This window comes from Sphingomonas sp. TREG-RG-20F-R18-01 (assembly GCF_022662475.1).
Classification (GTDB): Bacteria; Pseudomonadota; Alphaproteobacteria; order Sphingomonadales; family Sphingomonadaceae; genus Sphingomonas.
Window position 1 is genome coordinate 367776 of record NZ_JAKNQQ010000001.1, and the last position, 13613, is coordinate 381388.

14 protein-coding genes are annotated in these 13613 nt (G+C 64.8%); 4 read left to right on the forward strand and 10 right to left on the reverse strand.

The features are described 5' to 3' along the window. Positions 1 to 49 precede the first annotated feature (49 nt). Both ahcY and L8K25_RS01750 read right to left on the reverse strand, forming a co-directional pair. Positions 50 to 1465 carry an adenosylhomocysteinase gene (gene ahcY / locus L8K25_RS01745; protein WP_242137206.1) on the reverse strand — a complete coding sequence of 472 codons (1416 nt, stop codon included), beginning with the start codon at positions 1463 to 1465 and terminating at the stop codon, positions 50 to 52. A gap of 199 nt (positions 1466 to 1664) precedes the next feature. Continuing rightward, positions 1665 to 2225, reverse strand: coding sequence for a YqgE/AlgH family protein (locus L8K25_RS01750; RefSeq protein WP_242137872.1), 561 nt, complete (start codon positions 2223 to 2225; stop codon positions 1665 to 1667). Positions 2226 to 2347: 122 nt separating this feature from the next. Here L8K25_RS01750 and L8K25_RS01755 point away from each other — a divergent pair, with 122 nt between their 5' ends. The 4 genes from L8K25_RS01755 to L8K25_RS01770 all read left to right on the forward strand — a co-directional run bounded on the left by L8K25_RS01755 (position 2348) and on the right by L8K25_RS01770 (position 5431). After that, positions 2348 to 2827 (forward strand): peroxiredoxin, encoded by a 480-nt coding sequence (locus tag L8K25_RS01755; protein ID WP_242137207.1) that lies wholly within the window; start codon positions 2348 to 2350, stop codon positions 2825 to 2827. Between the two features lie 88 nt (positions 2828 to 2915). Continuing rightward, entirely contained in the window at positions 2916 to 3164 is a 249-nt protein-coding gene (locus L8K25_RS01760; RefSeq protein ID WP_242137208.1) for a hypothetical protein, read from the forward strand. 296 nt (positions 3165 to 3460) lie between these two features. After that, positions 3461 to 4918: an AMP nucleosidase gene (locus L8K25_RS01765; RefSeq protein WP_242137209.1), complete on the forward strand. Its 1458-nt coding sequence runs from the start codon at positions 3461 to 3463 to the stop codon at positions 4916 to 4918. Between the two features lie 60 nt (positions 4919 to 4978). Then, a complete protein-coding gene (locus L8K25_RS01770; RefSeq protein WP_242137210.1) occupies positions 4979 to 5431 on the forward strand; it encodes a hypothetical protein in 453 nt (150 codons plus the stop codon). Positions 5432 to 5588: 157 nt separating this feature from the next. Here the strand turns inward: L8K25_RS01770 and L8K25_RS01775 are convergent, their stop codons facing one another. The 8 genes from L8K25_RS01775 to L8K25_RS01810 form a co-directional block, all read right to left on the reverse strand. Further along, positions 5589 to 7424 (reverse strand): M2 family metallopeptidase, encoded by a 1836-nt coding sequence (locus L8K25_RS01775; RefSeq protein WP_242137211.1) that lies wholly within the window; start codon positions 7422 to 7424, stop codon positions 5589 to 5591. A gap of 54 nt (positions 7425 to 7478) precedes the next feature. After that, positions 7479 to 8240 carry an alpha/beta fold hydrolase gene (locus L8K25_RS01780; RefSeq protein WP_242137212.1) on the reverse strand — a complete coding sequence of 254 codons (762 nt, stop codon included), beginning with the start codon at positions 8238 to 8240 and terminating at the stop codon, positions 7479 to 7481. Then, complete coding sequence (locus L8K25_RS01785) at positions 8221 to 8667, reverse strand: GFA family protein (RefSeq protein ID WP_242137213.1); 447 nt, start codon at positions 8665 to 8667, stop codon at positions 8221 to 8223. The genes L8K25_RS01780 and L8K25_RS01785 overlap by 20 nt, the downstream gene beginning before the upstream one ends. A gap of 83 nt (positions 8668 to 8750) precedes the next feature. Next, the gene (locus L8K25_RS01790) at positions 8751 to 9074 is read right to left on the reverse strand and encodes a type II toxin-antitoxin system VapC family toxin (RefSeq protein ID WP_242137214.1); all 324 of its coding nucleotides are present in this window, start codon (positions 9072 to 9074) and stop codon (positions 8751 to 8753) included. Beyond that, entirely contained in the window at positions 9071 to 9316 is a 246-nt protein-coding gene (locus L8K25_RS01795; protein ID WP_242137215.1) for a hypothetical protein, read from the reverse strand. The genes L8K25_RS01790 and L8K25_RS01795 overlap by 4 nt, the downstream gene beginning before the upstream one ends. A gap of 41 nt (positions 9317 to 9357) precedes the next feature. After that, positions 9358 to 10386, reverse strand: coding sequence for an aspartate-semialdehyde dehydrogenase (locus tag L8K25_RS01800; RefSeq protein WP_242137216.1), 1029 nt, complete (start codon positions 10384 to 10386; stop codon positions 9358 to 9360). Between the two features lie 61 nt (positions 10387 to 10447). Further along, the gene (locus tag L8K25_RS01805) at positions 10448 to 11164 is read right to left on the reverse strand and encodes an MgtC/SapB family protein (RefSeq protein ID WP_242137217.1); all 717 of its coding nucleotides are present in this window, start codon (positions 11162 to 11164) and stop codon (positions 10448 to 10450) included. A 150-nt stretch (positions 11165 to 11314) separates the two neighbouring features. Next, positions 11315 to 13549: a S9 family peptidase gene (locus L8K25_RS01810; RefSeq protein WP_242137218.1), complete on the reverse strand. Its 2235-nt coding sequence runs from the start codon at positions 13547 to 13549 to the stop codon at positions 11315 to 11317. Between the last annotated feature and the right edge of the window lie 64 nt (positions 13550 to 13613).

Consider the following 13613-nt stretch of genomic DNA (forward strand, 5'->3'; position numbering starts at 1 on the left):
CGAAACGCCGGGCCTTTTCTAGCACGATTCCTCACCCCTTGGCCGGGTCTCAGTACCGATAATGATCCGGCTTGAACGGGCCCTCGACCGGCACGCCGATATAGTCGGCCTGCTTCTTGGTCAGCTGGGTCATCTTCACGCCGAGCTTCTCGAGATGCAGCGCTGCGACCTTCTCGTCGAGGTGCTTGGGCAGGACGTAGACGTCGTTCTTATACTGCTCGGGGTTGGTGAACAGTTCGATCTGCGCGAGCGTCTGGTTGGTGAAGCTTGCCGACATCACGAACGACGGGTGGCCGGTCGCGTTGCCGAGGTTCACCAGACGGCCCTTGGACAGGATGATGATCTGCTTGCCGTCGTCGAATTCGACGAGATCGACCTGCGGCTTCACTTCGGTCCACTTGTAGTTCGACAGCGCCGAGATCTGGATCTCGGAGTCGAAGTGGCCGATGTTGCAGACGATCGCCATGTTCTTCATCGCGCGCATGTGGTCGGCGGTGATGACGTCGGCGTTGCCGGTCGCGGTCACGAAGATGTCGGCGCGAGTCACGGCCTCTTCCATCGTCACGACCTCGAAGCCCTCCATCGCCGCCTGCAGTGCGCAGATCGGATCGACTTCGGTGACGAGCACGCGGGCGCCGCCGTTGCGGAGCGACTGGGCCGAACCCTTGCCGACGTCACCGAAGCCGGCAACGGTCGCGACCTTGCCCGCGAGCATCACGTCGGTGCCGCGACGGATCGCGTCGACCAGCGATTCCTTGCAGCCGTAGAGGTTGTCGAACTTCGACTTGGTGACGCTGTCGTTGACGTTGATCGCGGGGAACGGCAGCTCACCCTTCTTGGCGATCGCGTACAGGCGGTGAACGCCGGTCGTGGTCTCTTCCGACACGCCCTTGATGTTCTTGACGGTCTCGGTGAGGTAGCCGGGCTTCTTCGCGATGAACGCCTTCACGGCGCGCTGCATCTCGACTTCTTCCTCATTCTCGGGCTCGCCGAACGAATGGCCGGCTTCGAGCTTGGCGCCCCAGAGCGCGAACATCGTCGCGTCGCCGCCATCGTCGAGGATCATGTTGCAGGTCTGGCCAGCACCATCGTCCCAGTCGAAGATCTTGCCGACGTAATCCCAGTAATCCGCAAGGCTCTCGCCCTTGATCGCGAACACCGGCACGCCCGACGCGGCGATCGCGGCAGCGGCATGATCCTGCGTCGAATAGATATTGCACGTCGCCCAACGCACGTCGGCACCGAGCGCGGTCAGCGTCTCGATCAGAACGGCGGTCTGGATCGTCATGTGGAGCGAACCGGTGATCCGCGCGCCCTTGAGCGGCTTGGTCGTGCCGAATTCCTCGCGCAGCGCCATCAGGCCGGGCATCTCGGTCTCGGCGATGTTGATCTCCGCGCGGCCGTAATCGGCGAGGGTAATGTCTGCGACGACATAGTCGGTCGGCTTGTCGAGAACGGTGGCCACGGGGCATCTCCGGTTGAGTTGATGCCCGCGCCTTTAATCGCGATTGCGGCTCGGATCAAATATAAAGATGTCTTTATATGTGGGGTATTGGATCACCAGTAGCGCGTGCCGATGTGGCGGCTCCGGCCGTTGCCGGGGTGACGCGCGCTGTTCCGCCCCCCATGGCCGGGCCCGCCACCTTATCGACAAGACTTCAAGATCACGCGTTCCCCGCCCCGCTGACCAGCAACCGCGGATCGATCCCGGCCCCACCGAACGCGCGTTCCCAGCGATGGTCGGCCTCCGCATCATACAGGATCGAAAGATCGCCCGGCGTGCTGAACCAGCCATGCCGCGTCATTTCCGAATCGACCTGCCCCGGCCCCCATCCGGCGTATCCCAACGCGACGATCCAGCGCGACGGTCCGGTGCCCGCGGCGATCGCCCGCAACACGTCGGTCGTTCCCGACAGCGCCCACAGGTTCGCGACCCGGACCGTATCCTGCCCGCCCCAATCCTGGCTGTGGACCACAAAGCCGCGCCGCGGCTCGACCGGTCCGCCGATATGCACGGCGGCGTTCGGCGCCACCCCGGCATCGATTTCGAGCTGGTCCAGCACGGCGTGCAGCCCGACTCCCGGCAAGGTCGCGCCGATCCCGATCCCGAGGGCACCCTCCTCGTCATGCGCGCACATCGCAATGACCGCGCGGTCGAAGCGCGGATCGCCAATCCCGGGCATCGCCAGCAGGAACTGGCCGGTCAAATATGTCGTCGACTCCATCATCCGGTATCATAGGCCGGCTCCGGTACGGTCGCCACGCTTGAAATTTCCACTCGTTCGGACGACGTACCGCCCTGCCGTTCCCCAATCCCGGGTCGGAGCGGCGGCATCAGGAGATTCCCATGACGATCACCGTCGGCGACCGCGTCCCCACCACCATGCTTACCAAGGTCACGCCCGATGGCCCCGACCAGGTCAGCTCGGACGATTTCTTCAAGGGCCGCAAGGTCGCGCTCGTCGCGGTTCCCGGCGCGTTCACGCCGACCTGCTCGGCGCGCCACCTTCCCGGCTTCGTCGACAAGGCGGCAGAGCTGAAGGCCAAGGGCGTGGACGAGATCGCCTTCACCGCGGTCAACGACGCGTTCGTCATGGGCGCCTGGGGCAAGGCGAGCGACGCCGGCGCCATCACGATGCTCGCCGACGGCAACGCCGATTTCGCCAAGGCGGTCGGTCTGACCTTCGACGGATCGAAGTTCGGCATGGGCGAACGCAGCCAGCGCTATTCGATGCTGGTCAACGACGGTGTCGTCGAGCAGCTCAACGTCGAGGCCCCCGGTGAATTCAAGGTTTCGTCGGCCGAACATCTGCTGAGCGAAATCTAACGCACGATGAACCGAGTGCGGCGGCGGAACACCGCGCGCCGCACTTCGTTTCCTTCGCGTAATGCATTCCATGCGAAGGGAGCTCCTCATGACTGATACGATCAAGCAAGCCACCGACACCGCGCAGGATCTTGGCAACAAGGCCGCTGACGAGGTGAAGAAGGTGGTCGATCCGTCGATCCTGACGCAGGCGCAGGAAGCGGTCACCGACGCGTTCAACGCGACGGTCGAGGCGGTCAAGGAACACCCCGTCGCGGCCGCCGCGATCGCCACCGGTGCCGCCGCTGCGGTTGCGGGCACGGTCTACGGCGTGAAGAAACTGCGCGACAGCGAATAACCCGTCCCGTCTCGTCGCCCCGCCGAAAGCCGGGGCGGCGGGTTCACCGCTGGCTGCGAAACACCCGTGCCCCCCCCCGCCGGGAGACCACGGTCGAGGTCTGTTCGTGCTCCTGCGAAAGCAGGAGCCTAGGATCAAAGCAGAAGCACGTCGTTCTTCTGCTTGGGCCCAGCCCTCTGCCTTCGGAAGAAACTGGCGGCAGCGTCCCGATCGGCCAACTGCCCACTTCCGCCGTGAGGACGCTCCGTCCCTCCATCGGTCTTGCCAGTGTAACGATCCGCCCTTAACCGCTGATCATGACGCAAGCATCCGACATCGTCGCCGAACTCGATCGCCTGTATCGCGCTTCGGTCGAGCGGCTCCAGGCCGCGCTCACCGCTTATATCACCACCGGCGCGCCACCCGCCCCCGAAAGCAGGACGGATGGCAGCTTTGCCTATCCCGAGATCCGCCTCCAGTATCGCGGCGGCGAGGATCGCCCGGTCCCCGCGCGGTCGTTCGGTCGCCTCGTCAGCGAGGGCGCCTATGCGATCAGCGTCACCAAGCCCGCGATCTTCGCCGACTATCTCACCGAACAGCTCACGCTGCTGATCGAGGATTACGACGTCACGGTCGAGGCGGTCCCTGGGCGGCAGGAAATCCCCTTTCCTTATGTGATCGATCCAGGCCACGCGCTCAGCCTAGACGCAGTTTCTGCGGTCGACCTGTCGCGGCACTTCCCCGCGACCGAGCTCGCGCATATCGGTGACGAGATCGCGGACGGGCGCTACGCGGTGCTCAACGGTGGGCCCCGCCCGCTCGCGCTGTTCGATGGCTTGCGCACCGATTTCTCGCTCGCACGGTTGCGGCACTATACCGGCACCCCGCCTGAGCACGTCCAGCGCTACGTGCTGTTCACCAATTACCATCGCTATGTCGACGAATTCGTCCGCTGGGCGTGCGCGCAGCTCGAACCGCAGGCGGACGGTACGCCGAGCCGCTATACCGGCGTCTCGGGCGCGGGCGGCGTGCTGATGCGCGCGGGCGACGATGTCGAGGCGATGCTCGCGGATACCAGCGCGTGGCGGCGGCACCAGATGCCCGCCTATCATCTGATGGCGGCGGACGGCACCGGGATCACCTTGGTCAACATCGGCGTGGGTCCCTCCAACGCCAAGACGATCTGCGACCATCTCGCGGTGCTTCGCCCCGAGGCGTGGCTGATGATCGGCCATTGCGGCGGCCTGCGCCCGAGCCAGCGCATCGGCGACTATGTCCTCGCGCACGCCTATCTGCGCGACGATCATATCCTCGACGACGTGCTTCCGCCCGAAATCCCCGTCCCCGCGATCGCCGAGGTCCAGCTCGCGCTCGCCCGCGCGGCGGAGACGGTCTCGGGCCAGACCGGCGACGAACTCAAGCGCCGCCTGCGCACCGGCACGATCGTGACGACCGACGACCGCAATTGGGAACTGCAATATTCGCGCTCGGCCTTGCGCTTCTCGCTGTCCCGCGCGGTCGGGATCGACATGGAATCCGCGACGATCGCGGCGCAGGGCTATCGCTTCCGCGTGCCCTATGGCACCTTGCTGTGCGTGTCGGACAAGCCGCTCCACGGTGAATTGAAGCTGCCGGGTCAGGCCAACCGCTTCTACGAACGCGCGATCAGCGAGCATATGCGGATTGGGATCGAGGCGTGCGAGGAATTGCGCCGCGAAGGCAACAAGCTCCACTCGCGCAAGCTGCGCGCGTTCAACGAGCCGCCGTTCCGCTAGGCGACGGACACCGCGCCCCGCTGACGCGTTCGGACGACGTAACGATTCAAGGAACATACGATGGCCCAGCCACCGAAGAAGCCGACCGACGACGAAACCGACGCGACGACGCCGGTCAAGCCTCCCAAGCCCCCCAAGCCGGCAAAGCCCGCGGGCGCAAAGGGCAGCGGGCCCAAGCCGCCCGCCCCGCGCAAGCCGGCCAAGCCGCGCACCGCCGCGAGCCGTCCGGTGACCGGCGGAAAGGGCGCGCTCAAGCCAAAGCCGGTGGCGAACGATACGGACACCAAGGTTCCGGCCCCCGCCGCCAAGCCGCGCTGGACCACCGCCAAGATCGTCGGCGGCGTCGCGGCAGTCGGCGCGGCAGCGGCAGCCTTGTTCGCGCTCCGCGGCAGCACGCCCGCGGCGCCGAAACCCAAGCCGAAGCCGGTAAAGGGCGCGCATCAGGCCGACGGCAGCGATTCGAGCAAGTCGTTCGAAGCGGGCATCGCCGACGAAGGCACGATCCCGAACTGAGTTCGCGGCCCCTATTAAGCCCTTCCCCGGCGGAGGCCGGGGCCCAGTAGCGAGACCGGAGATGGCGGGCGCTTGCGCTCGAATACCTCGGACATCTCGACTGGGCCCCGGCCTCCGCCGGGGAAGCGCGCGTTAACAGCCGAGCGGCCCTACCCGCTCACCAGCCCGATGGCTTCCCCTTGTTCTGCTCGTCGAGCCAGGCCTTGAGCGGCGCGAAATAGGCCACCATCGCCTGCCCCGACATCTCACGGCTCCCGGTGAACGTCTCAAGCGCATCCGGCCACGGCTTCGACTGCCCCATCGCCAGCATCGCGTTCAGCTTATCGCCCACCGCCTTGTTGTCGTAGAACGAGCAACGATGCAGCGGCCCCTTCCAGCCCGACTGCTTGCACGCCGCCTGATAGAATTGGAACTGGAGCAACCGCGCGAGGAAGTAGCGCGTGTACGGCACGCTCGCGGGCACGTGATATTTCGCCCCCGGATCGAACCGCGTCTCGTCACGCGCGACCGGCGGGACGACGCCCTGATATTTGAGCCGCAGGTCGTCCCAGCCCTTTTCATACTGGGTCGCGGGGATCGCGCCCGAGAACACGCCCCAGCGATATTTGTCGATCAGCAACCCGAACGGCAGGAACGCGACCTTGTCCATCGCCTGGCGGAGCAGCAGCCCGATATCCTTGTCCGCGCTCGGCACCCTCGACTGATCGAGCAGCCCGATCCGCACCAGATAATCGGGCGTGATCGACAAAGCGACGAAATCGCCGATCGCTTCATGGAAGCCGTCATTCGCGCCGTTCTTATAGAGGAATGGCTGCATATTGTAGGCGCGCTGGTAGTAATTATGCCCCATTTCGTGATGGATCGTGATAAAATCGTCGCCATTCACCTTGGTGCACATCTTGATCCGCAGGTCGTTCATGCTGTCGACGTCCCACGCCGACGCATGGCAGATTACTTCGCGGTCGGCAGGCTTGACGATCTGCGAGCGCGCCCAGAACGTATCCGGCAGCGGCTTGAACCCGAGCGAGGAATAGAAACCCTCGCCTGCTTTGAACATCTTGACCGGGTCATAGCCCTTGGCCTTGAGCAGCTCGCCCGTGTCATAGCCGACATCGCCGGCGCCCGCAGGCGCGACGACGTCATAGATGTTACCCCATTCCTGCGCCCACATGTTGCCGAGCAGGTCAGCGCGGATCGGGCCTGTCTTGGCCTGCACCGCATCGCCGTACTTCTCGTTGAGCTTCCAGCGGACATAGGTGTGGAGCGCTACGTAGAGTGGCTCGACCTGCTTCCACAATTTGTCGGTCAGCGCGGCGAACTGGTCGGGCGCCATGTCATAGCCCGAGCGCCACAAGGCGCCGACATCGGCATAGCCGAGCTCCTTGGCGCCCTGGTTGGCGATGACGACCTGGCGCGCATAGTCCTTGCGCATCTGCGCGCCGACGTTGTCATGCCAGCTGACCCACATTTCCTTGGACTTGGCGGGATCGCGGACCGATCCCATCGCCGCCTCGATATCGCTGCCGTTGATCGGCTTGCCGTCGAGCGTGCCCTTGCCCTTGCCATATTCGGACGACATGCGCGTCACGATCGTCGCCAGCTCGGTCGCGGCGCCCGGCGTGGTCGGCGCGGGCAGCGTCAGCCCGTTGCGAAGCAGGTCAATCTTGCGCTTGGTATCGTAGGACAGCCCCGGAATCCTGGCGTATTTCGCGGCTTCGAGCGCATATCTGACCGACATTTCGGTGCCTTCTGCGCCGAACTTGGCGGCAATCGCGTCGGTATCGTCGGTAATGAACGTCTCGTTGATCCAGGCGACCTGCTGCGCAGGGGTCGAGAAAGCCTCGAGCGCCTTCTCCGCGCGCGCTACAAAGGCATCGGCGGCGACCGGGGTGACGGTTTCACCGGTCGCCACAGTGGGAGCGCCCTCGCCCGCAAACGCAGGCGTAGCACCCAAGGCCAGAACGATAGACAGTGCCGCGAGACTGGTGCGCACGATGTGACTCCCCCGATAGTTCGCTCAGCAGATTGTGCCGCACGGGCACATTAATCAAGCAACCAGAAAATCGGCGATCGTGCGGCCAAGCTCGGGCTTCAGCACCGCGCTCATGTGATTGCCCGGAATGCTCGCATAGCGCCCGTCGGGCAGCGCCGCGGCGAGTGCCTCGCCAGAGCCATTGTCGTGATCATCCACCCCGTTGACGACGAGCACCGGCGGCCGGATCGTCGCCAGCGCCTCAGGCGGCGTATCGACGAACGTGTCGAGCACCCGCAGCAACGCGAGTGGATCGCCCTTGGTGGTCTTGAGGAACGCCTCGGTCAGCCACTCGCTCGTGCCCTGCTTGAAGCTGCCGAGGTTGGTCAGGACGTTATGGAAATAGGCGCCGCGACCTTGCGTATGGACGATCCCGTCGAGCCCCATCCCCGACACCGCCACCCGCCGCGGCGTCGCACCGTTGACGAGCATCCGCATCACCGTCCGCCCGCCGAGCGAATAGCCCGCGAGATCATAGTCTTCGAGCCCGAGATGCGCGACCAGCGCCTTGCCGTCCTGCATCAGCACGTCGGGCGGATAGGATGCCGCGTCATGCGGTTTCGCGCTCGATCCGTGCCCGCGCAGGTCGGGCATGATCACCCGGAAACCCGCAGCGGCGATCTTTTCGGCATGGCCGTATTTGATCCAGTTGGTCGTCGCGTCGGAGAAATAGCCGTGGATCAGGACGACCGGGCGACCCTCCCCCAGCTCGCGCCACGCGAGCTGCGCGCCGTCGATGCTTTCGAAAAACTGCGGTTCAATCGGGGAGTTTGCCAAGTGCCTTGATCCATCGATCTGCGGTCGACGGATTGTCCGCGACCCGCGTTGTCGGGAGATCCTTAGTGTCCAGCCATGCCGCGTGCCAAGTCTCGGGGGAGAAATGATGTCTCGGGACGAACCGCCCGGGCTCGTCGAAACTGCCGACCGTCAGGTCCATGGTCTCGCCCGGTTCGAGGAACTCGAACGTCAGCGGCGTGCCGCACGCGCTGCAGAAACCGCGCTGGGCGATGGGGGAGCTCCGGTAGCGATCGGGTTCGCGCTCCCAGGTGACGTTGGCGATCTTGACGTTCTTGAACGCGATCGACACCCCGCCGGTCGCACGCTGGCACATCCGGCAATGGCAGAGATACGCGTCGTCGTTCTCGATCGCGACGCTGTAGCGAATGCGCCCGCATTGGCAGCCGCCGGTCATGGCCTCGGTCATGGCTTTGCTCCAAGCAGCAACACGGATCCCTTCAGCGCGTGATCCGCAACCTTACCGACGAACACCGCATCCGCCGTCAGCAATCAATCCCCCAACGCCTCGGCCGCTGCGAGATAGAGACAATCGTAGAACCCGTGCCGTAGCGTGATCGAAAGATCGAACGCGCGGGCCATGAACGGGGTGTCGTCGAACAGGGTCAGCAGGGTCGTCAAGCGCGCGAAGCGCTCGTCCGCTCCCTTCGCCGAGAGTTCCCCACGCCGAATGCACTTCGTCATCGCGTGACCCGTTTCGGAAAGGATCAACGTCGGTGCTAATAGAGATGCGCCAGAACCGATCCAGCGAATCGCCTGATCGCTGTCCGATTCTTCGACGAGCCATTTGAACGCGACACTCGCGTCGACGATCACTCGTCCCGTCCCTCGCGGATCAAGTCGACGCCAGGCGTCTGCGGCACGCCCGGAACTCGCGCGCGCCGACTCCAGTCTTGCATCTCGCGAACGATCTCGAGCTTTTCCGCGACGGTCAGCTGTGCCGCCTGATCGATTGCCGCCCGCGCGACGGCCTCGACCGAGGTTTTGCGCTCCCGCGCCAAAGTTTCCAGCCGCCTGATCGTGGCATCATCAATCTGGCGAATGAGGAGCTGTGCCATGCGCCGATGATAGCACGAAGCTATCATCGGCTCAAAGACCCTCAGTCCCCCTTGTTCAGATACCGCCGCCCGAGCAGCTCCGCGATCTGTACCGCGTTCAACGCCGCGCCCTTGCGGAGGTTATCCGACACGCACCACAGCGACAGCCCGTTCTCCACGGTCGAATCCTCGCGCACGCGGCTGATGAAGGTCGCATATTCGCCGACGCACTCGACCGGCGTGACGTATCCACCGTCCTCGCGCTTGTCGACGAGCATCACGCCGGGCGCCTCGCGAAGGATCTTCTGCGCCTGCGCCGCCGAGATCTCGTTCTCGAACTCGATGTTGATCGCTTCCGAATGGCCGACGAACACCGGCACGCGGACGCAGGTCGCGGTGACCTTGATCTTGGGATCGAGGATCTTCTTGGTTTCGACCACCATCTTCCATTCTTCCTTGGTCGACCCGTCGTCGAGGAAGCTGTCGATATGCGGAATCACGTTGAACGCGATCTGCTTGGTGAACTTCTTGGCCTCAGCGGAATCACCGACAAAGATGTTGCGCGACTGCTCGAACAGCTCGTCCATCCCCGCCTTGCCCGCGCCCGACACCGACTGATAGGTCGCGACGACGACGCGCTTGATCTTGGCGAAATCATGCAGCGGCTTGAGCGCGACGACCATCTGCGCGGTCGAGCAATTGGGGTTCGCGATGATGTTGCGCTTGGTATAGCCCGAGATCGCATCGGGGTTCACTTCGGGCACGATCAGCGGCACGTCCGGGTCCATCCGGTACAGCGACGAATTGTCGATCACCGTGCAGCCAGCGGCAGCAAAGCGCGGCGCGTGGATCTTGGTCCCTTCCGAGCCGATCGCGAACAACGCCATGTCCCAGCCGGTCGGATCGAAATGCTCGATATTCTGGACCTTGAGCTTCCTGCCCGTCTCGCCGAAATCGACTTCGTCGCCCTGGCTGCGCGACGATGCGACGACCGCGATGTCGTCGAGCGGGAATTCGCGCTCCGCAAGAATGTTGAGCATCTCGCGCCCGACGTTGCCCGTCGCGCCCACGACCACGATCCTGTAACCCATGTAATCCTCCAGTTCGGAACGCGCCCGTAGCGTTGTTACGCCGGCACGTCCAATCGCTTTGCTAATCGTGCGTACGCGCCTGCCAGGTCGCATGCGTAATGCCGTGGACCTTTGCCAGATGGTCGGTCAGCGCGTCGAGTTCGCTCACCGCTATATTGGTACTGACGAGCTTCGCCACAATCTCGACCCGGTCCTCGCCGCGGTTGATCACGTCGAGCTCGGCGACCGGCAGCTGCGCGGCTTCCAGATGCTCGGCTAGCAGGTCCCCCATTGGTCCTGCCTCGGCGGCGTCGGTACTGATCGTCACGGTGTAGGTCGCCTCGACGTTGCGGCCTTCCAGCGGGATGCGGTTGATCGCGTCGACCAGCGGGCGCAGCATCGTGTTGGCGAGGATGACGAAGCCGGTGAGCAGCACCGCCTCGGCGATCATGTCGCTTCCCGCGATCGCGCCGACCGCCGCCGAGCACCAGAGCGTTGCGGCGGTGTTGAGGCCGCGGACGTTCATCCCCTCTTTCATGATCACGCCCGCGCCGAGGAAACCGATCCCCGACACGACATAAGCGATGATCCGGATCGACTCGACGTCGCCGCCGAGCCGCTGCCCGAGATCGACGAACGCGGACGAACCAAGCGCGACCAATGCGTTGGTGCGCAGGCCTGCGGTGCGCTGACGATACTGCCGCTCCGCGCCGATCAGCGTGCCGAGCACGAACGCGACGAGATAGCTGACGACCGTGTCGAGGAACGGCCAGAGGTGGAAAGTGGTGAGGAACCGCATGATGATGGCCGCCCTAGCCGAGTTGTCTCGCTACGGCTTCCCCGGCGAAGGCCGAGGCCCAGGAGCGAAGGTGGAGGTAACGGAGCGCAGCCGCTCGCATTCTCTCGTGCCTCTCCTAGGCCCCGGCCTTCGCCGGGGAAGCGGGTTGGGTCACTTCGTCGGCTTGTCCTTCACGTTCCGATCGAGGAACGTCAGGATCGTCCCCCACAGATGCTCGCTGATCCCCGGCCCGCCGACACGGTGGGTATAGCCCGGGTAGAACATCATCTCGAACGGCGTCGCGGTCGCCTGCATCCGTGCGGCGAACGCGGTCGAGTTGGTGAAGACGACATTGTCGTCCGCCATCCCGTGGATCAGCAGCAGCGGGTCCTTGATCGCAGGCGCCTTCCCCAGCGCGTCCGACGCGACATACGCCTGTTTGTCCGCGACCGGCGAGCCCATGTAGCGCTCGGTATAATGGGTGTCATATTGCTCCCATTGCGTCACCGGCGCGCCCGATACGCCCGCCGCATAGACCCCCGGGTTCGCCTCGAGCATCTTGAGCGTCATGTAACCGCCGTACGACCAGCCATAGATCGCCACCTTGGATGGATCGACGAACGGCTGGCTCTTGATGAACTTCGCCCCCGCCAGCTGATCGGCGACCTCGACCGTCCCCATCGCGCGGTAGATGTGATCCTCGAACGCCTTGCCGCGATTGTACGAGCCGCGATTGTCGATCTGGAAATAGATATAGCCGTGCTGCACGAGATACTGCGGCAACGCCCCGCCCCACCCGCGCGTGACCTGCTGACCGGTGCCGGGGCCGCCGTAATGCTGGAAAAAGACGGGGTATTTCTTCCCCGGCTCGAGCGGCGGGGTGATCATCTCATAATAGAGATCGGTCCCGTCCTCGGCCTTGATCGTGCCGAACTTGGTCTGCTGGTGGCTCGCGAGATATGGGTAATAGGGATGCCCCGGGACCACCGCATTCTCGTTGATCCACGACAGCCGCTTGCCGGTCGCATCCGCCAGATAGACTTGCGTCGGCTGCGTCGGGCTCGAGCGCGAGACGATCATCCGCGTCGCGGCTTCGTCCATCGTGCCGTTGTTCCACCAGCCGGCTTCGGTCAGCCGTGTGATCTGGTTCGGATGCGCGATGTCGACCGAATAGAGATGCTGCTCGAGCACGCCATCCTTGTTGCCGGTGAAGAACAGCCGCCCCTTGGCTTCGTCCACGCCGAGCAGGGATTGTACGACCCAGTCGCCCTTGGTCAGCGCGGTCCACTTGCCGCTCGCGAAGCGGTAGAGGTGGCCGAAGCCGGTCCGCTCCGAGCGCCAGATCAAGCTCCCGTCCTTCATCGGTCGATAGGCGTCGGACAGGTTGAGCCAGCTGCGCGTGCCCGATTTCTCGGTGAACAGGACGGTCGCCTTGCCCGTCGCCGGATCGACGCGAAGCATGTCGAGCGTCTTCTGGTCGCGGCTCTCGCGCTGGACGAGCAACGCGCTGCCATCGGGCGTCCAGTCGACGCGGGCAAGATAGATGTCGGGATTGGTGCCAAGGTCGACCTTCACCTTCCCCGACCCGTCCGCCTTCATCACATACAAGGCGACCGCGACGTTGGGCGTTCCCGCGGCGGGATACCGCTGGTCATAGACCTTGGTCCCGTTCGCGCCGATCGCCGCACGCGTGACCACGCCGACCGGGGCCTCGTCGAACCGCTCGACCGCGATGTGGCTGTCCTGCGGGGACCACCAGTATCCGGTGCGGCGGTCCATTTCCTCCTGAGCGACGAACTCCGCCTCGCCCCAGTGCACCGTCCCGCCGCCATCGCTGCTGACGGGACGCGCATCGCCGCCGCCGAGCGGCTGGACGAAGAGGTTCTGCCCCCGCACGAAGCTGACGAAGCCGCCCTTGGGGCTGATGACCGGATTGAGCGCGCCGTCGCCCGGCGCATTGGTCAGCCGCCGCGTGGCGCCGTCGAGGCCCGCCAGATACAGGTCGCCGTCGATCGGCACGAGGATCGTCTTGCCATCGGGGGCCCAGTCATAGGTCACGATGCCCTTCGACCCGGCGATACGTGCGCGTTCGCGCTGCATCTTCTCGGCCTCGGACAGTTCCGCGCCCGAGCCGACCTTCTTCGAATCGACCAGCATCCGCTCCTGCCCGGTGCGCGTGTCGCGCGCCCACAGGTCGAACCGCTCCTTCTCGTCGGCACGCGGGCGCAGCGACGTCAGCAACGTCCCATCGGGCGAGAGCTTGACGCCGCGCGGCTGGACGCCCGACAGATCGGGGCTGCCGAACACAGCCTTCAGCGTCAATTGGGTAGGGGCAGGATCAGCAGCCATCGCAGGTACCGCCACACAGGCGAGCATCACGCCCGCAAAAGCCCAAGTCGCCCGCATCCCGCATCTCCGCTCTCTCGATTGCCCGGCCCGACGATCGCGGGCGTTGCGGGCTTATCGCGAC

Coding starts and splice junctions, on each gene's coding strand:
- L8K25_RS01750 (WP_242137872.1), bottom strand. CDS start 2,225: ATGGAGTCGACGACATATTTGACCGGCCAGTTCCTGCTGGCGATGCCC.
- L8K25_RS01755 (WP_242137207.1), top strand. CDS start 2,348: ATGACGATCACCGTCGGCGACCGCGTCCCCACCACCATGCTTACCAAG.
- L8K25_RS01760 (WP_242137208.1), top strand. CDS start 2,916: ATGACTGATACGATCAAGCAAGCCACCGACACCGCGCAGGATCTTGGC.
- L8K25_RS01765 (WP_242137209.1), top strand. CDS start 3,461: ATGACGCAAGCATCCGACATCGTCGCCGAACTCGATCGCCTGTATCGC.
- L8K25_RS01770 (WP_242137210.1), top strand. CDS start 4,979: ATGGCCCAGCCACCGAAGAAGCCGACCGACGACGAAACCGACGCGACG.
- L8K25_RS01785 (WP_242137213.1), bottom strand. CDS start 8,667: ATGACCGAGGCCATGACCGGCGGCTGCCAATGCGGGCGCATTCGCTAC.
- L8K25_RS01795 (WP_242137215.1), bottom strand. CDS start 9,316: ATGGCACAGCTCCTCATTCGCCAGATTGATGATGCCACGATCAGGCGG.
- L8K25_RS01800 (WP_242137216.1), bottom strand. CDS start 10,386: ATGGGTTACAGGATCGTGGTCGTGGGCGCGACGGGCAACGTCGGGCGC.
- L8K25_RS01805 (WP_242137217.1), bottom strand. CDS start 11,164: ATGCGGTTCCTCACCACTTTCCACCTCTGGCCGTTCCTCGACACGGTC.
- L8K25_RS01810 (WP_242137218.1), bottom strand. CDS start 13,549: ATGCGGGCGACTTGGGCTTTTGCGGGCGTGATGCTCGCCTGTGTGGCG.